Origin of the sequence: Streptomyces sp. NPDC056169, from assembly GCF_042268445.1 — a bacterium.
GTDB lineage: Bacteria > Actinomycetota > Actinomycetes > Streptomycetales > Streptomycetaceae > Streptomyces.
Genome location: NZ_JBHJUO010000008.1, coordinates 344024 through 368992, shown reverse-complemented (window position 1 = coordinate 368992; position 24969 = coordinate 344024). Strand labels below are relative to the sequence as shown.

The 24969-nt window shown below is 70.8% G+C and carries 23 protein-coding genes; 16 read left to right on the top strand and 7 right to left on the bottom strand.

Annotation, left to right across the window (positions count from 1 at the left end):
- Positions 1 to 137 precede the first annotated feature (137 nt).
- The 8 genes from ACFC0G_RS16010 (at position 138) to ACFC0G_RS15975 (ending at position 7006) form a co-directional block, all read left to right on the top strand.
- Positions 138 to 785, top strand: coding sequence for an HAD family hydrolase (locus ACFC0G_RS16010; protein WP_376403287.1), 648 nt, complete (start codon positions 138 to 140; stop codon positions 783 to 785).
- A 43-nt stretch (positions 786 to 828) separates the two neighbouring features.
- Positions 829 to 2031, top strand: a complete 1203-nt coding sequence (locus ACFC0G_RS16005; RefSeq protein ID WP_376403284.1) for an MFS transporter — start codon at positions 829 to 831, stop codon at positions 2029 to 2031.
- Positions 2000 to 3178: an acetoin utilization protein AcuC gene (locus tag ACFC0G_RS16000; protein ID WP_376403282.1), complete on the top strand. Its 1179-nt coding sequence runs from the start codon at positions 2000 to 2002 to the stop codon at positions 3176 to 3178. Before ACFC0G_RS16005 ends, ACFC0G_RS16000 begins: the two co-directional genes overlap by 32 nt.
- Positions 3179 to 3271: 93 nt before the next feature.
- Entirely contained in the window at positions 3272 to 4087 is an 816-nt protein-coding gene (locus ACFC0G_RS15995) for a phosphatase (protein ID WP_376403279.1), read from the top strand.
- A gap of 127 nt (positions 4088 to 4214) precedes the next feature.
- Entirely contained in the window at positions 4215 to 4424 is a 210-nt protein-coding gene (locus tag ACFC0G_RS15990; RefSeq protein WP_030223786.1) for a helix-turn-helix domain-containing protein, read from the top strand.
- 164 nt (positions 4425 to 4588) lie between these two features.
- On the top strand, positions 4589 to 4687 hold the full coding sequence (locus tag ACFC0G_RS15985; RefSeq protein ID WP_003948845.1) for a 30S ribosomal protein bS22: 99 nt from the start codon (positions 4589 to 4591) through the stop codon (positions 4685 to 4687).
- Between the two features lie 138 nt (positions 4688 to 4825).
- Complete coding sequence (locus tag ACFC0G_RS15980; protein ID WP_376403275.1) at positions 4826 to 5890, top strand: NAD-dependent epimerase/dehydratase family protein; 1065 nt, start codon at positions 4826 to 4828, stop codon at positions 5888 to 5890.
- A gap of 15 nt (positions 5891 to 5905) precedes the next feature.
- Positions 5906 to 7006 (top strand): lysophospholipid acyltransferase family protein, encoded by a 1101-nt coding sequence (locus tag ACFC0G_RS15975; protein WP_376403272.1) that lies wholly within the window; start codon positions 5906 to 5908, stop codon positions 7004 to 7006.
- A gap of 96 nt (positions 7007 to 7102) precedes the next feature.
- On the opposite strand, the gene ACFC0G_RS15970 is transcribed toward ACFC0G_RS15975, so the two are convergent.
- From ACFC0G_RS15970 to ACFC0G_RS15960, 3 genes are all read right to left on the bottom strand, one after another.
- Complete coding sequence (locus tag ACFC0G_RS15970; protein WP_376403269.1) at positions 7103 to 8362, bottom strand: DUF5667 domain-containing protein; 1260 nt, start codon at positions 8360 to 8362, stop codon at positions 7103 to 7105.
- Positions 8363 to 8672: 310 nt separating this feature from the next.
- Positions 8673 to 9464, bottom strand: coding sequence for an ECF subfamily RNA polymerase sigma factor, BldN family (locus tag ACFC0G_RS15965; protein ID WP_055642830.1), 792 nt, complete (start codon positions 9462 to 9464; stop codon positions 8673 to 8675).
- A 426-nt stretch (positions 9465 to 9890) separates the two neighbouring features.
- A complete protein-coding gene (locus tag ACFC0G_RS15960) occupies positions 9891 to 10853 on the bottom strand; it encodes an HAD family hydrolase (protein ID WP_376403265.1) in 963 nt (320 codons plus the stop codon).
- A gap of 91 nt (positions 10854 to 10944) precedes the next feature.
- Between ACFC0G_RS15960 and ACFC0G_RS15955 the strand changes: the two genes are divergently transcribed.
- The 7 genes from ACFC0G_RS15955 (at position 10945) to ACFC0G_RS15925 (ending at position 17753) form a co-directional block, all read left to right on the top strand.
- Positions 10945 to 11223 (top strand): glutaredoxin family protein, encoded by a 279-nt coding sequence (locus ACFC0G_RS15955; RefSeq protein ID WP_376403262.1) that lies wholly within the window; start codon positions 10945 to 10947, stop codon positions 11221 to 11223.
- 272 nt (positions 11224 to 11495) lie between these two features.
- On the top strand, positions 11496 to 12290 hold the full coding sequence (locus ACFC0G_RS15950; protein WP_376403259.1) for a redox-sensing transcriptional repressor Rex: 795 nt from the start codon (positions 11496 to 11498) through the stop codon (positions 12288 to 12290).
- Positions 12287 to 13651 (top strand): glutamyl-tRNA reductase, encoded by a 1365-nt coding sequence (locus ACFC0G_RS15945; RefSeq protein ID WP_376403256.1) that lies wholly within the window; start codon positions 12287 to 12289, stop codon positions 13649 to 13651. Before ACFC0G_RS15950 ends, ACFC0G_RS15945 begins: the two co-directional genes overlap by 4 nt.
- Complete coding sequence (gene hemC / locus ACFC0G_RS15940; RefSeq protein ID WP_056648708.1) at positions 13648 to 14634, top strand: hydroxymethylbilane synthase; 987 nt, start codon at positions 13648 to 13650, stop codon at positions 14632 to 14634. Before ACFC0G_RS15945 ends, hemC begins: the two co-directional genes overlap by 4 nt.
- The gene (locus ACFC0G_RS15935; protein ID WP_376403251.1) at positions 14631 to 16301 is read left to right on the top strand and encodes a uroporphyrinogen-III synthase; all 1671 of its coding nucleotides are present in this window, start codon (positions 14631 to 14633) and stop codon (positions 16299 to 16301) included. The genes hemC and ACFC0G_RS15935 overlap by 4 nt, the downstream gene beginning before the upstream one ends.
- Positions 16302 to 16416: 115 nt before the next feature.
- Positions 16417 to 17421: a porphobilinogen synthase gene (gene hemB / locus ACFC0G_RS15930; protein WP_376403248.1), complete on the top strand. Its 1005-nt coding sequence runs from the start codon at positions 16417 to 16419 to the stop codon at positions 17419 to 17421.
- Between the two features lie 62 nt (positions 17422 to 17483).
- Positions 17484 to 17753: a DUF1876 domain-containing protein gene (locus ACFC0G_RS15925; protein ID WP_376403355.1), complete on the top strand. Its 270-nt coding sequence runs from the start codon at positions 17484 to 17486 to the stop codon at positions 17751 to 17753.
- Between the two features lie 78 nt (positions 17754 to 17831).
- Here ACFC0G_RS15925 and argS read toward each other — a convergent pair whose 3' ends face one another.
- The gene (argS, locus tag ACFC0G_RS15920) at positions 17832 to 19604 is read right to left on the bottom strand and encodes an arginine--tRNA ligase (protein WP_376403246.1); all 1773 of its coding nucleotides are present in this window, start codon (positions 19602 to 19604) and stop codon (positions 17832 to 17834) included.
- 15 nt (positions 19605 to 19619) lie between these two features.
- On the opposite strand from argS, the gene lysS reads away from it, so the two are divergent.
- The gene (lysS, locus tag ACFC0G_RS15915) at positions 19620 to 21518 is read left to right on the top strand and encodes a lysine--tRNA ligase (RefSeq protein ID WP_376403243.1); all 1899 of its coding nucleotides are present in this window, start codon (positions 19620 to 19622) and stop codon (positions 21516 to 21518) included.
- 82 nt (positions 21519 to 21600) lie between these two features.
- On the opposite strand, the gene ACFC0G_RS15910 is transcribed toward lysS, so the two are convergent.
- The 3 genes from ACFC0G_RS15910 to ACFC0G_RS15900 all read right to left on the bottom strand — a co-directional run bounded on the left by ACFC0G_RS15910 (position 21601) and on the right by ACFC0G_RS15900 (position 24864).
- The gene (locus tag ACFC0G_RS15910; protein WP_376403240.1) at positions 21601 to 22878 is read right to left on the bottom strand and encodes a DUF2637 domain-containing protein; all 1278 of its coding nucleotides are present in this window, start codon (positions 22876 to 22878) and stop codon (positions 21601 to 21603) included.
- Between the two features lie 154 nt (positions 22879 to 23032).
- Positions 23033 to 23776, bottom strand: a complete 744-nt coding sequence (locus ACFC0G_RS15905; RefSeq protein ID WP_376403237.1) for a DUF3558 domain-containing protein — start codon at positions 23774 to 23776, stop codon at positions 23033 to 23035.
- 122 nt (positions 23777 to 23898) lie between these two features.
- Positions 23899 to 24864: a DUF3558 domain-containing protein gene (locus ACFC0G_RS15900; RefSeq protein ID WP_376403234.1), complete on the bottom strand. Its 966-nt coding sequence runs from the start codon at positions 24862 to 24864 to the stop codon at positions 23899 to 23901.
- Positions 24865 to 24969 lie beyond the last annotated feature (105 nt).

Sequence of the window (24969 nt, the reverse complement as noted above, 5' to 3'; positions counted from 1 at the left end):
GGAAGCTAAGCCTTTCAGCGCCGATGGTACTGCAGGGGGGACCCTGTGGGAGAGTAGGACGCCGCCGAACAATTTTTAGCCTCAACCCCCGGACTCTGTCCGGGGGTTGAGGCATTTTTGCGTTCTAGGCTTTGTCCATGCGATACGACTTGGTCATCTTCGACAACGACGGTGTGCTCGTGGACAGCGAGCCGATTTCCAATACGCTCCTCGCCGGCTATCTGACGGAGCTCGGGCATCCGACCTCGTACGAGGAGTCGGTGCGCGACTACATGGGGTCCGCCATGCATCGCATTCACGAGCTGGTCGAGGAGCGGACGGGGGAGCGGCTGCCCGCGGACTTCGACGAGACGTTCCACGCGCGGGTCTTCGCCGCCTTCGAGAAGGAGCTGGAGGCCGTGCGGGGGGCCGCAGAGGTGCTGAAGGGGCTGGCCGAGGCCGGGATTCCGTACTGTGTGGCCTCCTCCGGCAGCCATGAGCGGATTCGGGTGGGGCATCGGAAGACCGGGCTCGACGCGTGGTTCCGGGACGAGAACGTCTTCAGCGCCGAGGACGTGGGCCGGGGCAAGCCCGAGCCGGACCTGTTCCTGTACGCCGCCGCGCGGATGGGCGTGGCGCCGGAGCGGTGTGTGGTCGTCGAGGACAGCGGGCTCGGGGTCCAGGCCGCCGTTGCCGCCGGGATGGACGTGTACGGGTTCACGGCGATGACGCCCGAGGCGAAGCTCGCCGGCGCCACGGGGTTCTTCGGAACGATGGGCGAGCTCCCCGCGACATTGGGTCTGTGATCCATCTACCCCTCGGTAGGTTCCGGCCCTACGCTGAGCCGCCATGACAGATGCGCGGTTGCGGCGTGGGCGGGGATCCCTGGCGGTCAGTTTCTTCGTACAGGGGGTCACGTTCGCCCTGCTCGTGACCCGAATACCGGGGATCCAGGACCGGTACGGGATCTCGGACGCGCTGCTGCCGGCCTTCCTCGCCGCCGTACCGATCCTTGCCGGGGTGGCGAGCGTGGCGGCCGAGAAGGTCGTCGCCCGGGTGGGGCCCGCCGTGGTGCTGCGGTGGGCTCAGCCCGTCGTCCTGCTGGCCCTCCTGGGTGTGGGGGCGGGGACGGAGCTGTGGGAGGCGGCGCTCGCGCTCGGGGTCTTCGGCCTCGCGGTGGGGGCCCTGGACGCCTCCATGAACATGCTGGGGGTGAGCCTTCAGCGGGCGTACGGGCGGAGCATCATGCTCGGCTTCCACGCCTCGTACAGCCTCGGCGGGATCGTGGGTGCCTCGCTGGCCTGGGTGGGGGCGCACTGGCACCTGTCGCTGTTCGTGTCGTATCTGCCGGTCGTCGCGCTGCTGTTGCCCGTCGCCCTCCTGGGCAGCCGGTGGTACGTGGCCGGTGAGAACCGGGGCCTGGCGGAGAAGGCGGGGGAGAGCGGGGGGAGTCGTGTCGCCTTCGCGCTGCTGCTGCCGCTCTGTCTCGTCATGACCTTCGCGTACATAGGGGACTCCACCGTCTCCAACTGGAGTGCCAAGTACCTCCAGGACGTGCTCGGCAGTTCGGAGGAGCTGGCGACCGTGCCGTACAACGCGTACATGGTGACGACGCTGCTGGGCAGGGCGGTGGGCGACTTCGGGGTGCGGAAGCTGGGGGCCGTGACCGTCGTGCGGTGCGGGGCGGTGCTCGCGGCTCTGGGGTTCGCGGTGGTGGCGGTGGCGCCCGGGGCGTGGGCGGGGATCGCCGGGTTCACGGTCCTGGGCCTCGGGCTGAGTGTGATCGTGCCGCAGACCTTCGCCGCGGCGGGAAGGCTGTTCCCGGAGGCGAGCGATGCGGCGGTGGCGCGGCTCAACGTCTTCAACTACGTGGGGTTCCTCGTCGGGTCGCCGTTGGTGGGGGCGCTCGGGGACGCGTGGAGCTATCGCGGGGCGATGCTGGTGCCGATGGTGCTGGTCCTGGTGACGGTGGTGTACGCCACGTCGTTCGGTTCGCGAGAGGCCCGATACGGTGGCGGTCATGAGCGGCCGCGCACTGTTGATGTGGGATGAAGCTGTCACGCAGTACGACTTCGGGTCCGAGCATCCGATGGATCCGGTACGGCTCGCGCTGACCATGGGGCTGGTGCGGGCGTACGGGCTCGACCGGGCCGTGGACGTGGTCGCGGCGCCGCCGGCCGGGGAGTCGACCCTGCGGCTCGTGCACCGCGAGGACTACGTGGCGGCGGTGCGGGCGGCCTCGGTGGATCCGCGTCATGCCGACCAGGCGTACGGGCTGGGGACGGTCGACGATCCGGCGTTCACCGGGATGCACGAGGTGTCGGCGCTGATCGCCGGGCAGTCGGTCGGGGCGGCGGAGGCGGTGTGGCGCGGGGAGGCCGCGCACGCGGTGAACTTCGCGGGCGGGCTGCACCACGCGATGCCGGGGAGCGCGTCCGGGTTCTGCATCTACAACGACGCGTCGCTGGCCATCGCCCGCCTCCTGGAGCTGGGGGCGGAGCGGGTCGTGTACGTGGATGTGGACGTGCACCACGGTGACGGGGTGCAGGCGGCGTTCTGGGAGGATCCGCGGGTCCTGACGATCTCGCTGCACGAGCATCCGCGGACGCTGTTCCCGCAGACGGGGTGGCCGGAGGAGACGGGTGCGGCGGGGCCGGGGGAGGGCGGGGCCGTGAACGTGGCGCTGCCGGCCGGGACGGGCGACGCGGGGTGGCTGCGGGCCTTCCACGCGGTGGTGCCGGAGCTGATCGCGGATTTCCGGCCGCAGGTGCTCGTGACGCAGCACGGGGCGGACACGCACTTCGAGGATCCGCTCGCGCATCTGGCGGTGTCGCTGGACGCGCAGCGGTCGGTGCAGTCGGCCTGCCACGACCTGGCTCACGAGTACGCCGAGGGCGGGAAGTGGGTCGCGCTCGGCGGTGGCGGGTACGCGGTGGTGGACGTCGTGCCGCGGTCGTGGACGCATCTGGTGGGGATCGCGGCGCATGTCCCGGTGGATCCGGAGTCCGTGATCCCGTCGTCCTGGCGGGACGAGGTGTACGCGCGGACCCGGCAGTTGGGGCCGGCGCGGATGACGGACGGGCGGTGGCCGGTGGGCTTCCGGGACTGGGCCGAGGGGTACGACCCGGCGGATCGGTTGGACCAGGCGGTGCTCGCGACGCGGAAGGCTGCCTTCCCGCTGCGGGGGCTGCTTCCCTAGGGGGTGTGAACGTCTTCTCGTGCGTTACGCCGACTGTGCACTGTCCCGGGGGTTTCGGCTCCGGGGGCGGTGTGTTCCGGCAGCATCGGGAGGGTGTTGAGTACCGGGGCGCTGCGGGCGCATCTTTTGGCGGCGGGGTTGGCGGGGACGGTGGCGACGTCGCGGGAGGAGAGTCTGCGGAGCTATCGGCTCTTCGCCGCGCGTGATCCGCGGGTGCTGCTGGGGCTCGATCCCGCCTGGGGGTGGGGTGAGGCGGATCTGCTGCGGCTGATGGCCGACAAGTGCGGGGTGTCGGGAGATCCGGCGCACCGGTCGGGGCCGGACGTCATCGATCCCGAGCGGACGCTGAGGGGGCTCGACGCCTTCGCGGCGCGGTTGGGGGCGGCGGCCGCGCGACGGGTTCCGGTGCTGTTCGGGACGGGGCATCCGCACCGTCTGCTCGGTTTCTACGTCGCGCTTGCAGACGCTTTGTCGGCGGCGGGATGTCTTGTCCTCACCCCGGCGCAGGGGCGATGTGTCGACATAACGACCCGGTTCGGCGTACGTACGTACCTCCTCGACTACGTACGGGGGGTCGCGTTGGTGCGTGAGCCCGGGCTGTCGGGGAGTGGCCGCGAGCCGGGGGCGCACTCGCACTCCGCGCTGCCGGTTAGGGCCGCGCTCGAAAGTGCGGCCGAGGGTGGCGGGCCGCTGCCGGAGCTGGTGGTCGGGGACCACGGATGGGTCTGCGGTGCAGGTCAGCTGGGTATCGAGGCCATCGGTCTTGCCGATACGGATGATCCGGCGCTGTTCGTCGGTGAGGCGGAGGGGCAGGTGTCGGTGGCCGTTCCGCTTGATGACGGCGTGCGCTCCGACTACTACCGTCCGCTCACACGCTATGTACTCAATCGAGCGTGTCTGTCACGGTAAACGGCCGATGACAGCTCCTCTTCCCCACTCGTACCACCCGCCCCTAGTCTGGCGAGTGAGCGCTCGGCGACGAAGAGTCACCGGAGGGGAAGCCGGTGGGCGTCGCGGCGGAAGGTACAGGTGGGTCATGGCTGCTGGCGATCGACCTCTCAACGAGGTCAAGTTTCTGACCGTGGCGGAAGTCGCCTCGGTGATGCGCGTGTCGAAGATGACCGTGTACCGCTTGGTGCACAGCGGTCATCTGCCGGCGATCCGGGTGGGCAGGTCCTTCCGGGTGCCGGAACAGGCGGTTCACGAGTACCTGAGGGAGTCCTTCGTGGGGGTGGGGACCGCGTAGCGAGCGCGCGGCCGATCAGCCGGGAATGTCGCGTACGGCCCTCGGATTACAAGCGCGGTGCTCGGGACGGTAGGCTAGGCCGACGTAGGTCGTGTGGGCCCAGACGCCCCGCACCGATCCCCGCCGGGAGGCGGGGATGTTCCGAGAAGTGAGCGAGGGTAGTCGTGGGCTCTGTTATCAAGAAGCGGCGCAAGCGGATGGCGAAGAAGAAGCACCGCAAGCTGCTTAAGCGCACGCGCGTTCAGCGTCGCAACAAGAAGTAAGGCGACAGCTGCACCGCAGCGATTCGTGCGTCAGGCGTGGCCCTTCACCGTTCGCGGTGGAGGGCCACGCTTTATTCGCGCCGAAATACGAAGGCGCTACGGTGGCGACCAACGGAAGACGGACGGAAGGCGCTGATCTTGGGCAGGGTCGTGCTCGTCACCGGTGCCGCCCGGCACCTCGGGGGCCGTTTCGTGCGGCGGATCCAGCGGGACCCGGAAGTGGAGCGGGTGGTCGCGGTGGACGCGGTCGACCCGACGCACCAGCTCGGCGCCGCCGAGTTCGTCCGGGCGGACATCCGCCGGCCGGCCATCGCGAAGGTCCTGGCCGAGCACGAGGTCGACACGGTGGTCCACATGGACGTCACCGGGACGGCGCTCGGCGCCGGCGGCCGTACGTCGGTCAAGGAGACCAACGTCATCGGCACCATGCAGCTGCTCGGGGCCTGCCAGAAGTCGCCGCGGATCAGACGGCTCGTGATCAAGTCGAGTACGAGCGTCTACGGCTCCGCGCCGCGCGACCCGGCGGTCTTCAGCGAGACCACGCCGGCGAAGTCGCTGCCGAGCGGGGGCTTCGCCAAGGACGCCGTCGAGGTCGAGGGGTACGTGCGGGGCTTCGCCCGGCGCCGGCCGGACGTGGCCGTGTGCGTGCTGCGGTTCGCGAACATCCTCGGGCCGCGGATCGACTCCCCGCTGGGCGAGTACCTGTCGCTGCCGATCATGCCGACCGTGCTCGGCTACGACCCGAGGCTCCAGTTCGTCCACGAGGACGACGTGATCGACGTGCTGCGCCTGGCGGCGCACGAGCCCCGCAGGGCCACCCTGAACAGCGGCACGTTCAACGTGGCCGGCGACGGGGTGCTGCTGCTCTCCCAGTGCGCGCGGAGGCTGGGGCGGCCGACCGTTCCAGTGCTGCTGCCCGCGGTCACCTGGGTGGGGACGGCGCTGCGCACGGTCGGGATCACCGACTTCGCGCCCGAGCAGATCCGGCTGCTCACCCACGGCCGGGTGGTCTCGACGGTGCAGATGCGCGAGGTCCTCGGGTTCTCGCCGCGCTTCACGACGGCGGAGACCTTCGCGGACTTCGCGGGCAGCAGGGGGCCGGGCCTTCTGCCGCCGGAGATGCTCGCCGGGGCGGTGGACCGGCTCGCCGGCCGGCTGGCCCCGGCCACGACTGACACCGACCCACTTCACCACGGCGCCTGAGGGGACCGGACAGCGATGGCGGACGCCAAGGTCATTCCGTTCGACGACGACCGTTCGCGGGCCCGTCGTCGGCCCAGCAGGGCCGACGGGGAGGCGGCGGCCGTACGGGCGCTGCCGGGGGCGCAGCAGGGCCCTCATGAGCCGGAGGGGGCCGGGGGAGGGCTTCCTGGGGCCGAGGCGCGGTCCGGGGCCGGGTCCGGGGCCGGAGGTGAGGGCGGTGCGGGCGTGAGTGCGGGTGCGGAGGCCGGGAGCGGTGTCGAGGCCGGCGCCGGTGCCGGTGGGTGGGAGCGGCGGCTCGCGGGCGGGCTCGCGTTCCTGCGGCGGCGGATCACGGGTGAGTACGAGGTCGACGAGTTCGGCTACGACGAGGAGCTCACCGATCAGGTCCTGATGTCGTTGCTGCGCCCGCTGTACGAGAAGTACTTCCGGGTCGAGGTGAAGGGCGTCGAGAACATCCCCGACAAGGGCGGGGCCCTGATCGTCGCCAACCACTCGGGGACCCTGCCGCTGGACGGGCTGATGCTGCAGGTCGCCGTCCACGACCGGCATCCGGCGGGGCGCCATCTGCGGCTGCTCGCGGCGGACCTCGTCTTCATGCTGCCGGTGGTCAACGAGCTGGCGCGGAAGGCGGGGCACACCCTGGCCTGTGCGGAGGACGCGGAGCGGCTGCTGCGGGCCGGTGAGATCGTCGGTGTGATGCCGGAGGGCTTCAAGGGCATCGGGAAGCCGTTCTCGGAGCGGTACAAGCTCCAGCGGTTCGGGCGGGGCGGCTTCGTCTCGACGGCGCTGCGGGCGGGGGTGCCGATCGTGCCGTGCTCGATCGTGGGTGCGGAGGAGATCTACCCGATGGTCGGGAACGCCAAGACGCTGGCGCGGGTGCTCGGGCTCCCGTACGTCCCGATCACCCCGACGTTTCCGTGGCTGGGGCCGCTCGGGGCGTTGCCGCTGCCGACGAAGTGGACCATCCAGTTCGGGGAGCCGATCGCGACGGACGGGTACGCGCCGGAGGCGGCGGAGGACCCGATGCTGATGTTCAACCTGACGGACCAGGTCAGGGAGCAGATACAGCACACCTTGTACAAGCTGCTGGTGCAGCGGCGGTCGGTGTTTTTCTGAGGGAGGAGCCCTCTGAGGGAGGGCCCTCTGAGGGAGGAGCCTTCTGAGGACAGAGTTGAGGGGCGCCCCCGTCCGTGGGGCGCCCCTCAACTCTTGCTAGCGAGCGTCCTCGCTGTCGATGCCGAAGCCTGGTAGCAGGCCTGGCAGGAGTGGCGGAAGAGTCACGTCCGGCACCTCGGTGGGTGTCGGGGGCGTGGGTGACGGTGCCGTCGGCGGGCCGGTCGGGATGGGCTGCTGGAGCAGCCCGCCCGTGTTGCCGCCGAGGAGGCCGTCGCCTTCCGGTGATTCGGTGCTGCCGCTGTCCGTGCTCGCGCTCGTGCTCGTACCGGTGCTCGGGGCGGGACCGGACGGGCGGGGCGGGGCGGAGGTGCCGCTGGTGGGCGGCGCCTCGTGGGTGGACGGCGGACTCTGGGTGTCCGGTTCCTGGGTGTCCTGCGGGGTGCCGGTCCCGCGGGTCGGGTTCTGCGTGGTGACCCCGCCCTTCTCCAGGGTGCGGGGAAGCACCGACTGGAGGGGCTCGACTTCTTCGTCCATGGCGTCGAAGACCCCGGTCACGTCGCTGCCGACGTCCGCGAGCTGGACGGGGAGCCGGTCGCGCAGGCCGTTCCAGGTGTCCCGGTGGGCCTGGGCGAACGAGTTGAGCCGGGCCATCGGGCCGATCTCGCCGTCCCGCTCGTACGCCTGGCGGAGCAGGCGGTGGCCTTCGCTGGCGTCGTGCTTCATTCCGCCCAGGACGCGGCGGATCTCGCCGAGCGACTCGTGGTCGAGGTCGCCGGAGCGGCCGCGCTCCATGAGTCTGCGGGCCTCGCTGAGCCGGGTGGACGCCTGGTCGAGGTAGATGCCGCCGCGATCCGCGTCGTCGTCCGCCATCCCGAGCTTGATGTCCTCCATGCCTCGCTTGAGCCCGTAGAGCGAGTCACCGGGGAGGGCGTCGGAGCTGGCGGCGGCCACCCCGCCGAAGGCTCCCGCGGCCACACCGACCGTGAGCCCGCCGGCGGCGAGGCCCTTGGTCCAGCGGGAGCGGGGGCGGAGCTTGCGGAGCGGGGAGGCCCGGTGGGCTCCCTTGCCGCCCGGTGCCCGTTGTTCCGGCACCGTAGGGCCTGCGGCCGCGCTGCCCTCCATGAGCATCGCTTCCATGGCGGCGACGAGCTGCGCTCGCTGCACCACCTTGACCTCGGGGTCCAGCTGTGGCTTCGGTAGTTCACCGAGGCCGTTGGCCAAGGCCAACAGCCGCCCCTGCTCCGCCGGTTCGGCCGGCGCTTCGGGCTGTGCGGCTGCCGCGCCCTCGGCTGCCTGATCCTCCAGGGCCTGGGCGAAGGCGTTCGCCCGCCGGTGCGCCGATACGTTCGCGATCACTGGCGGCACCTCCTCTCGTCATGACGGTCGACTCCCCGGGGTGTCCGGAGGGTTGCACGCCTTGAACACATCCACACGAACGAGTGAGTGGCTGCGGGCATGGCGTGACCACAGGGAGCCTGCATTCCGCACAACGAGCGGCGCGGCACTTGGGTTACGCGCGAAAGATGATCGGACCAGTGCGTCACCGAGGGGTCACCGACTGTGAGTGGTTCGGGGGTCGTGGGGGTGTGGGGGGAGGTGCGGGGGGTGGAGCGCGCACCGGAGTGCGGACCGGGGTGTGGGGGCGCGTGTGGGGGGCGCGGACCGGTCAGCGTGCGTCGTCCGGGAGGAGGCGGGCCAGGGTGCGGACGGCCCGGTACTGGAGGGTCTTGATGGCGCCCTCGTTCTTCCCCATGACGCGGGCGGTCTCGGCGACCGAGAGGCCCTGGAGGAAGCGCAGGGTCACGCACTCCTGCTGTTGGGGGTTGAGGCGGCGGACCGCGTCGAGGAGTGCCGCGTTGGAGAGGGACTCCAGGACGGAGTCCTCGGGGCTGCGCTCGACCTCGTTGGCGTCGAGCATCTCGCCGGTGGTGACTTCCAGGCGGAAGCGGCTGGACTTGAAGTGGTCGGCGACGAGGTTGCGGGCGATGGTGACGAGCCAGGCGCCGAAGTCGCGACCCTGCCAGGTGAAGGTGGAGATCCGGCGCAGGGCGCGCAGGAACGTCTCGCTGGTCAGGTCCTCCGCGGTCGCCTTCCCACCGACGCGGTAGTAGATGTAGCGGTAGACGGTGTCGCTGTACTGGTCGTACAGGCGGCCGAAGGCCTCGGCCTCGCCGGCCTGGGCGCGCTCGACCAGGTCCATCATGCGAGCGCTGTCGCTGTCGGCGGTGGGGCGGCGGGCGGCGGTCGAGGTTCCGGCGCCGCCGCGGGTTCCCCGTCTGCCCACGGCGGCGCTGCCGTCGGCCAGGGCATAGCAAGGACCGGCGGGTGCCGGTGAGGCGAAGGCGAAGGCGGGGACAGGGCCGGCGTACGCGGTGGGGACGAAGCCGCGCAAGTGGTCGAGGACCGTTGCGCGCAGCGTAGCCAGGCCCGAGGTGTCAACCCCGACGTGTGGGTACACGGGACTCCCAGAGGCAGAGCTTCCATCACGTGCAGTGCGGGACCGTTCACTCGTCGTGGCGACGGGAGGGGTCCTTTGTGCGTCTGAGGAGAATAACGCTTCGTACAGGCAGCGCTACACCCAGTTGCTCAAATCACCGATTACGTCGTTTCCGTTACTGCTTGCAGTCGTAACTGGTCGCTGTTCGTGACCGGTTGTTGATCGGATTGCTTCCGAGTGTGACTGCGGCGGCGTTGCGTTGTGCTCAAGTGCAGAACGGGTGAGTGATCGGGGCCGCTGCTGGGTAAGGAGTCCGGAATGCCTGGGAGTCGACCTGTGCGGGGGTGTTCGACCACGGACGGGTGAGGGTCGCTGGTCCGGGGTTGTCGCAGATGATCGCAGCCGAAACGTATCGGCAGGGCGGCGGCGCGCCGGGTGGCGGCCGCGTCAGTGGCGGCGGCGGTGCAGGGCGACCGCGGCGGCGGTGCCGCCGGCGAGCGCGCCCAGACCCGCGGCGGCGGGGATGCCGACCTTGGCGGCCTTGCGGCCGGTCCGGTAGTCGCGGAGTCGCCACTCCCGGGCCTTCGCGTACTTGCGCAGCTTGGTGTCCGGGTTGATCGCGTACGGGTGCCCGACGAGCGAGAGCATCGGGATGTCGTTGTGCGAGTCGCTGTAGGCGGCGCAGCGGTTCAGGTCGAGGCCCTCCGCGGCGGCGAGGGCCCGTACCGCTTCGGCCTTGGCCGGTCCGTGCAGGGGCTCGCCGACCAACTTGCCCGTGTAGACGCCGTCGACGGACTCGGCGACCGTGCCGAGCGCGCCGGTCAGGCCGAGTCGCCGGGCGATGATCGTGGCGGTCTCGACCGGGGCGGCCGTGACGAGCCAGACCTTCTGGCCCGCGTCCAGGTGCGCCTGGGCGAGGCCGCGGGTGCCGGGCCAGATGCGGTCGGCCATGTACTCGTCGTAGATCTCCTCGCCGATCGACATCAGTTCGGAGACGCGGTGGCCCTTGACGATGGACAGGGCGCTGTCGCGGGCGTCCTGCATGTGCTCGGGGTCCTCGACGCCGGCGAGCCGGAACCAGGCCTGCTGCCAGGCGAAGCGGGCGAGTTCGCGGCGCTGGAAGAACTTCCGCTTGTACAGGCCGCGGCCGAAGTGGAAGATCGCGGCGCCCTGCATCACGGTGTTGTCGAGGTCGAAGAAGGCGGCCGCCTGGACGTCGCCGACGACCGGGAATTCGGGTTCGGCCGGGGCGGTGGGCTCCGCGGCGGCCGTCTCGGCCGCCGCCTCCTCCCGCTCCCGTTCCAGCTGGAGCGAGGACTTCCGCGCTGCCTCGGCAGCGGCCTCGCCTGCGAGGACGCTGCGCGCGGTGGCGGAGCGCCTACGAGGGGTGAGCCATCCCAGAGCGGCCATGCCTGGAGCATAGCCAGTCTGTTCGGTACTTCCCGACTTGTGACGATGCCGGGTCGTGAACACTGCGGGGCTCCCCTGTTAATTGGACAGAATGGACGTCATGTTCGGACGGACGAAGAAGAAGGACGCCGCATCGCGCACCGTGACGCTGATCGGCAAGCCGGGATGTCACCTCTGCGACGACGCCAGGGCGGTGATCGAGGCCGTGTGCGCCGAAACGGGGGCACGATGGGAGGAGAAGGACATCACGCGCGACGAGGAGCTCCACCGGGCGTACTGGGAGCAGATCCCCGTCGTTCTGATCGACGGCGAACAGCACACCTTCTGGCGCGTGGACCCCGGGCGGCTCCGGCGCGAACTGGGTGTGTGACCGAAAGGCGGTTACCATCGTGGACGTTTTGTTGGGTTTCGGGGGTGACGTCGTGAGGAGTGTGTGCGGCTTTGCCCCCTTCGGGATCCCAACGCTCTGACCTGCTCCGCGGTTCCGTGACGATAGGAACCAGCCGCGTGACCCCGGTCACTTTGGCCGGACAAAACGGACACCATCTTTGTGCACGCGTTCACAAAGACATAGCCTGCATTCGACGGGGCGGTCTTGGGACATACGGCCGCCTGCAGCCCCGCTCATCCCGCAGGAGCACCGTGGCAACTGGCCGAACTCACCGACCGGCGACCCGTAGCCGAGGAATTCCCGAGGCCACCGTCGCCCGGCTTCCGCTGTATCTGCGCGCACTGACCGCGCTCTCGGAGCGCTCCGTACCCACGGTCTCCTCCGAGGAGCTCGCGGCCGCCGCGGGCGTCAACTCCGCGAAGCTGCGCAAGGACTTCAGCTACCTCGGCTCGTACGGCACCCGTGGTGTCGGTTACGACGTCGAGTACCTCGTCTACCAGATCTCCCGCGAGCTGGGGCTCACCCAGGACTGGCCGGTCGTCATCGTCGGCATCGGTAACCTCGGTGCCGCGCTCGCCGGCTACGGCGGCTTCGCCTCCCGTGGCTTCCGGGTCGCCGCGCTGATCGACGCCGACCCCGCCATGACCGGCAAGCCGGTCGCCGGGATCCCCGTCCAGCACAGCGACGACCTCGAGAAGATCATCAACGAGGACGGCGTCTCCATCGGCGTCATCGCGACCCCCGCAGGCGTCGCCCAGCAGGTCTGCGACCGGCTGGTGGCCGCCGGGGTCACCTCCATCCTGAACTTCGCCCCGACCGTGCTCTCCGTGCCCGACGGCGTGGACGTCCGCAAGGTCGACCTCTCCATCGAGCTCCAGATCCTCGCCTTCCACGAGCAGCGGAAGGCCGGCGAGGAGGCGGGCGCCGAGAACGGCCCGGAGACGGGTACGGACACCGGCGCGCCCGCCGCACCGCCCGCCGCCCGCGCCGGGGGCAGCAACCGCAAGGGACCCGACGGGGACGTCCCCGCCGTGATGCCGGCATGAGCCTCCTCGTCGTCGGGCTGAGCCACCGCAGCGCCCCGGTCTCCATCCTGGAGCGGGCCGCGCTGTCGGCGGACACCCGGATCAAGCTGCTCCAGGACACCCTCGCCGCCGAGCCGGCCGCCGAGGGCACCGTCCTGGCCACCTGCAACCGCATCGAGCTCTACGCCGACGTGGACAAGTTCCACGCCGGTGTCGCCGAGCTGTCCACGCTGCTCGCCCAGCACAGCGGCGTCGGCCTGGAGGAGCTCACTCCCTATCTCTACGTGCACTACGAGGACCGGGCCGTCCACCACCTCTTCTCGGTGGCCTGCGGGCTCGACTCCATGGTCGTCGGCGAGGGCCAGATCCTCGGCCAGATCAAGGACGCGCTCGCCCTCGGCCAGGAGCAGCACACTGCGGGACGCCTCCTCAACGACCTGTTCCAGCAGGCCCTGCGGGTCGGCAAGCGCGCCCACAGCGAGACCGGGATCGACCGGGCCGGGCAGTCGCTCGTCACCTTCGGCCTGGAGCAGCTCGCCCAGGGCACGGGCGACGCCGACGTCGACACCTGGGCCAAGGGCAAGCGGGCCCTCGTCATCGGGGCCGGTTCGATGTCCTCGCTGGCCGCCGCCACGCTCGCGCGCTCCGGCGTCTCCGAGGTCGTCATCGCCAACCGCACCCTGGCCCGCGCCGAGCGGCTCGCCCAGATCCTGAGCGAGCCCGGCGGCACGGGGGTGGCCGCACGCGCGGTCGAGATGGTTGCCGTCGGCGACGAACTGACACGTGCCGACGTCGTCGTCTCCTGCACCGGCGCCACCGGACTCGTCCTCACCGGCGAGGCCGTCGAGGCCGCCGTACAGGGCCGCCGTGCCCCGCTCGGCCTGCTCGACCTCGCCATGCCCCGCGACATCGACGCCGCCGCGCACCGGGTCCCCGGAGTCCGGCTCGTCGACATCGAGTCGCTCGCCGAGGCCTCCGCCGACGCGCCCATGGCCGCCGACGTCGACCAGGTCCGCGGCATCGTCTCCGACGAGGTCGCCGCCTTCGGCGCCGCACAGCGCGCCGCGCACATCACCCCGACCGTCGTCGCCCTGCGCACGATGGCCGCCGATGTCGTGGCCGGCGAGGTCGCCCGGCTGGAAGGCCGGCTGCCCGACCTCGACGACAAGCAGCGCGCCGAGATCACCCAGACCGTGCGACGCGTGGTCGACAAGCTCCTGCACGCGCCGACCGTGCGGGTCAAGCAGCTGGCCAGCGAGCCCGGCGGCGCCGGGTACGCGGACGCGCTGCGGACACTCTTCGACCTCGACCCGGAGACGGTGGCATCCGTCAGCCGGGCCGACCTGAATGACGCCGACGTCAAGAACCGAGGGCGAGTATGACCGAGAGGGCACTGAGGCTCGGGACCAGGCGCAGCAAGCTCGCCATGGCCCAGTCCGGGCACGTGGCCGACGCCGTCCGGCAGCTGACCGGCCGGCCCGTCGAGCTCGTGGAGATCACGACGTACGGGGACACCTCCCGGGAGCACCTCGCGCAGATCGGCGGCACCGGCGTCTTCGTCGCCGCCCTGCGCGACGCGCTGCTCGCCGGTGAGGTGGACTTCGCCGTCCACTCGCTGAAGGACCTGCCGACCGCCCAGCACCCCGAGCTCGTGCTGGCCGCGATCCCGAAGCGCGAAGACCCGCGCGACGTGCTGATCGCGCGGGAGGGCGTCACGCTCGACCGGCTGCCCAAGGGTGCCCGCGTCGGCACCGGTTCGCCGCGTCGCATGGCCCAGCTCCACGCGTACGCGCGCAGCCACGGCCTGGAGATCACCTGTGTCCCGATCCGGGGGAACATCGACACCCGGGTCGGCTACGTACACAGCGGTGAACTGGACGCGGTGGTTCTCGCCGCGGCCGGTCTCAACCGCATCGGCGGGACCGCGGAGCTGACCGGCTCCCTGTCGCTCGACCACCTGTCGGTCGACTCGGTCCTGCCCGCCCCCGGCCAGGGGGCCCTGGCGATCGAATGCCCGGCGTCCGACGCCGAGCTCGTCGCCACGCTCGCCGCTCTCGACGACCCGCACACGCGGGCCGCCGTGACGGCCGAGCGATCCCTGCTCGCCGCCCTGGAGGCCGGCTGCTCCGCACCCGTGGGTGCGCTGGCCGACCTGCTGGCCGACGACCCCGGTCACGGGCAGGTTGTCACCGAAATGCGCCTGCGCGGCGTCGTCGGCACCACCGACGGCTCGACGCTGGTGCAGCTGTCCACCACCGGTCCCGTACCCACGTCGCACGACGAGGCGATGGCACTCGGACGCGAACTCGCGGACGAGATGCTCGCCAAGGGTGCGGCTGGTCTTATGGGGGAGCGAGCACTTTGAACCCCACCCGCCCGACCACCAGCCCAGTGTCCTCGGCCTTCACCGGCCACGGGCACGTCACGTTCCTCGGTGCAGGACCGGGAGACCCCGGACTGCTGACCCTCAGGGCCGTCGAGGCCCTCGCGGGCGCGGACGTCCTGATCGCCGAGCCGGAGGTGCTCGAGGTCGTTCGCGACCATGCGCGCGCGGGGGTGAGCACGCCTGAGCTGACGGTTGTTGACGAGGCGTCAACAGCCGCCGGAGTCCCCGTGTTGAGGGATGCCGCCAATCTTGTCATGGAGGCCGCGAGGGGCGGCAGGCGGGTCGTCCGTGCGGTGACCGGCGACCCCGGTCTCGACGGGAACGCGGGCGCCGAGATGCTGGCCTGCGCCGCCGAGGGCATCCCCTTCGAGGTCGTCCCCGGTGTCGCCACCGCCGTCGGCGTGCCCGCGTACGCCGGTGTCCCGCTGCGCGACGCGCAGGGCACGGACGTGCGGTTCGTCGACGCCAGGACCGCCGACGAGCGGTGCTGGTCCGAGGTCGGCGCCTCCGACGGCACCGTCGTCGTGTCCACCTCGCTCGACTCGGTGGCCGCGGCCGCCGGTGAACTGGTGGCGGCTGGCCGTAAGCCGGACACCCCGCTCACCGTCACCATCGCCGGTACGACCACCCGCCAGCGGACGTGGAACGCGACGCTCGGCACCATCGCCCAGGTCTTCAAGCAGGGCAAGATCCTCCCCTCGCCCGAGGGCCACCGGCCGGTCATAGCCGTGGTCGGCGAGCGCAGCGCCCCGGCGCAGCGGGACCAGCTGTCGTGGTTCGAGTCGAAGCCCCTCTTCGGGTGGCGGGTGCTCGTGCCGCGTACCAAGGAGCAGGCCGCCTCGCTCTCCGACCAGCTGCGTTCGTACGGCGCGGTGCCGCACGAGGTGCCGACGATCGCCGTCGAGCCGCCGCGCACCCCGCAGCAGATGGAGCGTGCCGTCAAGGGTCTGGTGACCGGGCGGTACGAGTGGATCGCCTTCACCAGCGTGAACGCCGTGAAGGCGGTGCGGGAGAAGTTCGAGGAGTACGGGCTCGACGCGCGCGCCTTCGCCGGGATCAAGGTCGCGGCCGTGGGCGAGCAGACCGCCGCGGCGCTCGTCGACTTCGGCGTGAAGCCCGATCTGGTGCCGAGCGGTGAGCAGTCGGCCGCGGGCCTCCTTGAGGACTGGCCGCCGTACGACCCCGTCTTCGACCCGATCGACCGGGTGTTCCTGCCGCGGGCCGACATCGCGACGGAGACGCTGGTCGCCGGGCTCATCGAGCTCGGGTGGGAGGTCGACGACGTCACCGCCTACCGGACCGTACGGGCGTCGCCGCCGCCGGCGGACACGCGCGAGGCGATCAAGGGCGGCGGCTTCGACGCCGTGCTCTTCACGTCGTCGTCGACGGTGCGGAACCTGGTGGGCATCGCCGGGAAGCCGCACAACGTGACCGTGATCGCGTGCATCGGCCCCGCCACGGCCAAGACGGCCGAGGAGCACGGGCTGCGGGTGGACGTGCTGTCGCCCGAGCCTTCCGTGCACAAGCTCGCGGAGGCGCTGGCCGACTTCGGGCTGCGGCGCCGGGAAGCGGCGCTGGAGGCGGGGGATCCGGTCACTCGGCCCTCCGAGCGGCGGCCGGGCGCGCGGCGGCGTCGTACGACGTAGTCGGGTTTCTCGGGGTGCGGGGCCTTGCGAAGGTCCCGCACCCTTTGCTTTGCGTGGCTTTCCGGCAACAGGTTGTCGGTAAAACCACTGTTTGGGCGGGCGTAGCCTCGGGCCTATGAACTCGTACGGATCCTTTCCCGGGGCGCGGCCGCGGCGGCTGCGGACGACGCCTGCCATGCGGCGCATGGTTGCCGAGACGCGGCTTCAGCCGGCCGACCTGATCCTTCCCGCGTTCGTGCGCGAGGGGATCGCCGAGCCCGTGCCGATCACGGCCATGCCCGGCGTCGTCCAGCACACGCGGGACACCCTGCGGAAGGCAGCGGTGGAGGCCGTGGAGGCCGGCGTCTCCGGGATCATGCTCTTCGGCGTGCCCGAGGACGCCAAGAAGGACGGCGCCGGCACGGCCGGGACCGACCCGGACGGCATTCTGCAGATCGCCATCCGTGACGTGCGGGCCGAGGTCGGCGACGACCTGGTGATCATGTCGGACCTCTGCCTCGACGAGTACACCGACCACGGGCACTGCGGCGTCCTCGACGCCGACGGCCGCGTCGACAACGACGCCACGCTGGAGCGGTACGCCGAGATGGCGCAGGTCCAGGCCGACGCCGGCGTCCACGTGGTCGGACCCTCCGGAATGATGGACGGCCAGGTCGGAGTCGTCCGCGACGCCCTGGACACCATCGGCAAGGAGGACGTGGCGATCCTCGCCTACACCGCGAAGTACTCCTCCGCCTTCTACGGCCCCTTCCGCGAGGCCGTCGGCTCCTCCCTCCAGGGCGACCGCAAGACCTACCAGCAGGACCCCGCCAACCTGCGGGAGTCGATGCGGGAGCTCGCCCTCGACCTGGAGGAGGGCGCGGACATGGTGATGGTCAAGCCCGCCGGACCGTACCTGGACGTCCTCGCCAAGGTCGCCGCGGCGGTGGACGTCCCCGTCGCCGCGTACCAGATCAGCGGCGAGTACGCGATGGTCGAGGCCGCCGCCGAGAAGGGCTGGATCGACCGCGACCGGGCGATCCTCGAGACCCTGACCGGCATCCGGCGCGCCGGCGCGAAGATGATCCTCACGTACTGGGCGACCGAGGTCGCGCAGAAGCTGGGGTCGGCTCGCCCCTGAGGGCCGGGCGGCGCACTCTGGAGAGGTACCCGACAGGTACCTCGCTGGAGGTGGTCCTCATGATGAACACGCTTGTCGGATGGCACGTGGAGATGGAGTTCCAGGAGGAGGGCGACCGGACGAGGGCGGCGGCCATGGTCCGGCTCACCGACGGCACCGAGTTCCGGGCCCACGGCACGGCCAACCGGCACCCCTCCGATCCCGACCAACTGCGGGTCGGCGAGGAGATCGCGGGCGCCCGCGCGCTCATGGACCTCGCCTCGCAGCTGCTCCAGAAGGCCCACACGGAGATCGACGAGGTCTCGGGCAGGACCTCGCACAATCTGCGATGACGACGAAGCCCCCGGCACGGGATTTCCCGCGCCGGGGGCTTCGCTTCGCTGCTCTCTACGGCTCCGAACCCCCGAGCCTCAGAGGCGCTCGGGCGTCCGGATGCCCAGGAGGGCCATGCCCTGGTGGAGCGTGCGGGCGGTCAGGTCGCAGAGGAAGAGGCGGTTCTCCGCGATCTCCTTCGGCGGCTCCGGCTTGATGACGGGGCACTGGTCGTAGAACGTCGTGTACAGCGACGCCAGCTGGTACAGGTACGCGGCCAGCTTGTGCGGGGCGTACTCCGCGGCGGTCTCGGCGATCACCTCGCCGAACTGGTCCAGGTGCAGACCGAGCGCGCGCTCGGCCGGGGCCAGCTCCAGTTCGGGGTGGGCGAGCGGCGAGCGGTCGCCGGCCTTCCCGAAGATCGACTTGATGCGCGCGTACGCGTACTGGAGGTACACCGAGGTGTCGCCGTTCAGCGAGACCATCTGGTCCAGGTCGAACTTGTAGTCGCGCGCGGCGGACGTCGACAGGTCGGCGTACTTGACCGCGCCGATGCCCACGTACTGGCCGTTCTCGACGATCTCCGACTCGGTCAGGCCCACCTTCTCGGCCTTCTCGCGCACGACCGCCGTGGCGCGGTCCACGGCCTCGTCCAGCAGGTCCACCAGCCGGACCGTCTCGCCCTCACGGGTCTTGAACGGCTTGCCGTCCTTGCCGAGGACCGTGCCGAACGCCAGCTGGACGGCCTTCACGCCGTCGTTCAGCCAGCCCGCCCGGCGGGCCGTCTCGAAGACCATCTTGAAGTGCAGCGACTGACGCGCGTCCACCACGTACACCAGGGACGTCGCCTTCAGGTTCGTCACCCGGTCGCGGATCGCCGACAGGTCCGTCGCCGCATAGCCGAAACCGCCGTCGGACTTCTGGACGATCAGCGGCGTCGGGTTGCCGTCCGGGCCCTTCACGTCGTCGAAGAACACACACAGCGCACCCTCGGAACGGACGGCGACGCCCGACTCCTCCAGCAGGCGGCACGTCTCGTGCAGCATGTCGTTGTAGCCGGACTCACCGACGATGTCCGGGTCGCTGATGTCCATGTCGAGCTTCTCGAAGACCGAGTAGAAGTAGATCTTCGACTCGTCCACGAACCGCTGCCACATGGCCAGCGTCTCCGCGTCGCCCGCCTGGAGGTCGACGACCCGGGCACGCGCCCGCGTCTTGAACTCCTCGTCCGAGTCGAACAGCGCACGCGAGGCCTTGTAGAGCCGGTTCAGGTTCGACATGGCCTCCTCACCGGAGACGTCGGCACCCTCGACCTTGTGGTCCAGCTCGTGCGGGTGCTCGATCAGGAACTGGATGAGCATGCCGAACTGCGTGCCCCAGTCACCGATGTGGTGACGACGGACCACCGTCTCGCCCGTGAACTCCAGGATCTCCACCATCGCGGCGCCGATCACGGCGGACCGCAGGTGACCGACGTGCATCTCCTTCGCCACGTTCGGCTGGGCGTAGTCGATCACCGTCGTGCCCGCCGACTCGTTGAACGGCACGCCGAGACGCGCGTCCGCGGCACGGGCCGCGAGCGTGTCGATGATCGCCGAGTCCGTCACCGTGATGTTCAGGAAGCCGGGGCCCGAGACCTCGATCTCCTTCAGCACGTCGTTCGCCGGGATCGCGTCGACGACCTTCGTCGCCAGCTCACGCGGATTGCCCTTGAGCTGCTTCGCCAGCGCCAGGATGCCGTTGGCCTGGAAATCGGCCCGGTCGCTTCGTCGCAGCAGCGGGTCGGCGGACGCGGCCTCCGGCAGAGCTGCCGAGAGTCCGTCCGCGAGGCGCTGCTGCACGGTCGAAGCGAGGGAAGGGACCGAGGCCATGAGCTTCCGTTCCTGTTGAGTTCGTCAGGTCTATTTCGCTTGTCAAGTGTCCCATGGGAGAGCAACGTGTTTTCTCCGCCTGTGGACAACCACGGAGTGCGTGCTTCCGTCTGGGAGAATGGCTCACGTAGGGCTGTACCGCAGCGAGGCCATCCAGCAGGACCCCTCAGGAAGAAGGACGTACCGACCGTGGCTCAGAGCAGCACCGAGACCGACTGGGTCTCCCGTTTCGCGGACGAGGTCATCGCCGAGTCGGAGCGACGTGCGCCTGGCAAACCGGTCGTCGTCGCCTCCGGCCTCTCCCCGTCCGGCCCGATCCACCTGGGCAACCTCCGCGAGGTCATGACCCCGCACCTGGTCGCCGACGAGATCCGCCGCCGCGGGTACGAGGTCAGGCACCTCATCTCCTGGGACGACTACGACCGCTACCGCAAGGTGCCCAACGGCATCGAGGGCATCGACGCGTCCTGGGCCGAGCACATCGGCAAGCCGCTGACCTCCGTCCCGGCCCCGGCCGGCTCGCCCCACGCCAACTGGGCCGAGCACTTCAAGGCCGCCATGGTCGAGTCGCTGGCCGAGCTCGGCGTCGAGTACGACCCGATCAGCCAGACCGAGCAGTACACCGCCGGCGCCTACCGCGAGCAGATCCTGCACGCCATGAAGCACCGCGGCGACATCGACGCCATCCTCGACCAGTACCGGACGAAGAAGGCACCGAAGAAGCAGTCGCAGAAGCCCCTCGACGAAGCCGAGCTGGAGGCCGAGGAAGGCTCCGGCGCGGCCGCCGAGGACGACGGCTCCGGCGGCGCCTCCGGCTACTTCCCGTACAAGCCCTACTGCGGCCGCTGCGAGAAGGACCTCACCACCGTCACGTCCTACGACGACGAGACGACCGAGCTCGCCTACACCTGCACGAACTGCGACTTCGCCGAGACCGTGAAGCTCAGCGAGTTCAACCGCGGCAAGCTGGTCTGGAAGGTCGACTGGCCCATGCGCTGGGCCTACGAGGGCGTCATCTTCGAGCCCTCCGGCGTCGACCACTCCTCGCCCGGCTCCTCCTTCGTCGTCGGCGGCCAGATCGTCCGCGAAATCTTCGACGGCGTCCAGCCCATCGGCCCCATGTACGCCTTCGTCGGCATCAGCGGCATGGCCAAGATGTCCTCCTCCCGCGGCGGCGTGCCGACCGCGGCCGACGCACTGAAGATCATGGAAGCGCCGCTGCTGCGCTGGCTGTACGCCCGCCGCAAGCCGAACCAGTCCTTCAAGATCGCCTTCGATCAGGAGATCCAGCGGCTCTACGACGAGTGGGACAAGCTGGAGGCCAAGGTCGCCGACGGCTCCGTCCTGCCCGCCGACGCCGCCGCCCACACCCGCGCGGCCCGCACCGCCGCCGGCGAGCTGCCCCGGACGCCGCGCCCCCTGCCGTACCGCACGCTCGCCTCGGTCATGGACATCACGGCCGGCCACGACGAGCAGACCCTGCGGATCCTGACCGAGCTCGACCCGGAGAACCCGGTCACCTCCCTCGACGAGGTCCGGCCGCGCCTCGACCGCGCCGAGAACTGGATCACCAACCAGGTCCCGGCCGACCAGCGCACCATCGTCCGCGACGAGCCCGACACCGAGCTCCTCGGCACCCTCGACGACGAGGGCCGCGAGTCGCTGCGCCTCCTCCTGGAAGGCCTGGACACCCACTGGTCGCTCGACGGGCTCACCACGCTCGTCTACGGCGTCCCGAAGATCCAGGCCGGGCTCGACCCCGAGGCCAAGCCCACGCCCGAGCTGAAGCTGGCCCAGCGCGCCTTCTTCGCCCTGCTCTACAAGCTCCTCGTCAGCCGCGAGACCGGACCGCGCCTGCCCACGCTGCTCCTCGCGGTGGGGGCGGAGCGGGTGAGGAAGCTGCTCGGCGCGTGAGCGTGAGCGTGTGAGCACGTGAGCACGTGAGCACGCGAAAGGGCCGCCACCCGGATCCGGGTGGCGGCCCTTTCACATCGACCTACGGGGTGTCGACGTCGGCCCTCGCCTGCTGCACCCGCTCCTGCGCCCGCGGGATCGTCTGCCGCAGCAGCTCGATGTCGGTCGCGGGGTACTCCTGGAGGCCGTACTGCTCGGCCACCAGCTGCGCCAGCTCGTCCTCGTCGGGGAGACGCTCGTGCTCGAGCACGTACGCCCCCAAGACCTTGTAGACGACATCCTCGAACTCGTCGGCCTGCGGCTCCTGCCGCTCGACGTACTCCGGATACTCGACGAACTGCTCGGGGCCCGGCGCGGGAACGTCCTCGGGACCCTGCGGCACCGGGACCGGCGTCGGCTCCAGACCCTCCACGATCCGAGGGTTGTACGTACCCTCGTACGACTCCGGGGAGACCTGCTGCGCGGCGAACCACTGGCTCTCGTGGCTCGACTCACCCGGCGCACCCGGCTCACCCGGTGCGCCGACCTGACCCGGCTGACCGGCCTGCCCCGGCGCGCCCTGGGGGAGCTGGGGCTGCTGGAGCTGTTGCGGCTGGGGGAGCTGCTGGGGCACGGACGCCCCGACCGCCACCGGCTGCGCCGCCTGCTGCACCTGCGGAGGCAGCACCGCCGGTTCGATACCCGCCGCCGCCAGGCCGGCCGCCGCCGTCTCCGCCAGCGGCACCCCGTACCGCGCAAGCCGCAGCGGCATCAGCGCCTCCACCGGGGCCTTGCGCCGCCAGCTACGGCCGTAACGGGCCTGCAGCCGCGCCTGGTAGATCAAGCGCTCCTGCTCCAACTTGATGACCTGCTCGTACGAGCGGAGCTCCCACAGCTTCATCCGGCGCCACAGCCGGAACGTCGGCACCGGAGACAGCAGCCAGCGCGTGAGCCGGACACCCTCCATGTGCTTGTCCGCCGTGATGTCCGCGATGCGGCCCACCGCGTGCCGCGCGGCCTCCACGGCCACCACGAACAGGATCGGGATCACCGCGTGCATCCCGACGCCCAGCGGGTCCGGCCAGGCGGCCGCGCCGTTGAACGCGATCGTCGCCGCCGTCAGCACCCAGGCGGTCTGGCGCAGCAGCGGGAACGGGATCCGCAGCCACGTCAGCAGCAGGTCGAGCGCGAGCAGGACACAGATGCCCGCGTCGATGCCGATCGGGAAGAAGTACGAGAAGGTGCCGAAGCCCTTGTCCATCGCGAGCTCGCGGACCGCGGCGTACGAACCCGCGAAACCGATCCCCGCGATGATCAGCGCACCGCCGATGACGAGGCCGATGAGTATTCGGTGTGTGCGTGTCAGCTGCATCGCGGCCACCCGCGATCCCCTCCCCGTCAAACGACATCTCGCGCGCACAGAGTGGCACATGCACACGGAGCCCGGCCCTCGGGGGAGGGACGGGCTCCGCGCGGACGTGGCGGTCTGCGCTGGTTTGTGACTACTTGTTGGCTACCCGTCGGCTGCTTGCCGGCTACTTGTTGGCTGCCGCGACGGCGGCCACGGCCTCCTTGGCCGCCTTCACCGCGCCGTCCATGACCTTCTTGTCGGACGGGGCGTCGGCCCCCGCGTAACCGGCGCCGTTGTACGAGAGCAGGACCAGGACGTTGCCCGTACGCGCGACCACGGAGGCGTAGACGAAGTCCTCGTCCGTCTTGCGCAGCTTGTACGCGACGGCCTTCGCCTCGTCGCCGATGCCCGAGGCCGTCGTGGTGCGGAGGTTCTTCGCGCCGGACGTCTCCTGGATCTTCGCGAGCTCCTTCGTCAGGTTCTCCCGCGCCCGCTCCTCGCCGCTGCCGAGCGAGACGTCCGACTCGTACCGGTAGAACGACACGTCGAGCCAGCGGTACTGCGAACCGTCCACGCCGTTGTCGTCGAGACCGTTCCACGAGCAGCCACCACGGCTGGCCAGGTCACTGGAGGCGGCCGGCGTGCCCTTCTTGCTCTTCGCCTTGGGCACCAGGGACGCGGTCGTCTTGGCGGAGATCGCCTTGCAGACCTCGGGCAGCTTCGCGAACTTCGCCGGCGCGACCGTCGGCGTCGGCGAGGGCTTCGGAGCGGCGGAGGCCGACGCCGACGCCGACGTCTTGTCCTGCGTCCCCTTCTTGCCGGAGTCGCCACTGTCGCCGGAGTCCGACGAGCAGCCGGCGACGACGAGCATCACCGGGACGGCTGCGCAGGCGAGTATGCGGGGGAGTCGCGGGGCTGATCGCTGCATGGTTCCTTCAGTCGCTTGTCGTACGGTCCGGCCGGCCGGTCGGCGGCCACGGCCATCGGGCGGCCACGGGTACGCCGACACGTTACGTGGTCGCCGTCCGCTCACGGATCGTCCGCGAACGGCTACTCCTCCAGGCGCTCGGCGAGCGTCCGGGCCAGGTTCCGGGCCCTGTCCTGCAGTTCCTTGCTGTCGGGAGCCTCCACGGAACCGGTGGTCTGCTCCCGGTAGGAGACCGTCACGATGACGTTGGATGTGCGGAACACCACGCTGACGGCACGCTGGTGGCCGTTCGCCGTGACGGTGGTCAGGGCGTCGTCGACGTACGCGATGTCGCCGAGACCGTCGAGGACGCGGGGCTCCAGGCCGGTGGAGGTGGAGGTGGGCCCGGTGGACGGCGTGCCGCCCGAAGGCGTTCCCGTGGCGGGCGCTCCCGACGTCGGATCCGCGGGGCCGGTGGCGGTGCGGCCGTCGGCGGGCGGGGTCTTGCTCGGCGGCGCGGTGGTGTCCGTGGTGTCCGTGTTGGTCGTGTTGGTCGTGGTGCTCTTGGGGTCGGCGGTGCCGGTGGCCGTGGCCGTGTCGGTGGGGGTGGGCGAGGCCGTGGGGGGCACCGGGATGCCCGCCGCGAGCTGCTTGCGGAGGTACACCTCCTGCGCCCGGGCGTCGTCGCTGACGGCGGGGTCGTACGACACGACCCGCTCGATGTCGAGGACGAGCCGGTGGGAGACCTCGGGGCTGTCGGCCTTCCACGTGCAGCCGACGCGCCGGTCGGTGTCGTACGTGACGGCCGCGGCGCCGCGGTACGCCTTGGCGCGCTCGGGGTCGGCCAGGGCGGTGGCGCCCGGGAGCAGCTCCTTCAGCATGGCCTGCGAGACGGAGCCGCAGGGCTCGAAGAGGGTGCGGTAGCGGCCCGGTGGTGCGACGGGCGTGACGGGGCCGGCCTTGGCGTCGACGGCGATGTCGTCCGTCGTGGTGCCGGCCGAGCATCCCGTGAGGCCTAGCCCGAGGCCCAGTCCGAGGACGCTGGTGAGGACGGCGGCGGTACGTGCCGTGGACCCGGTTCGGCCGGGGGCGTACCTCTTTCGCTGCACGGTCCCAGGCTCCCTTCTCCCGAAGTCTTTCCCGAAAACTGTTTGCCGCGCGAACCCGGCCGGTGGACACAATGTCTATCGCACACGCAGCTGTTGATGCCGGTC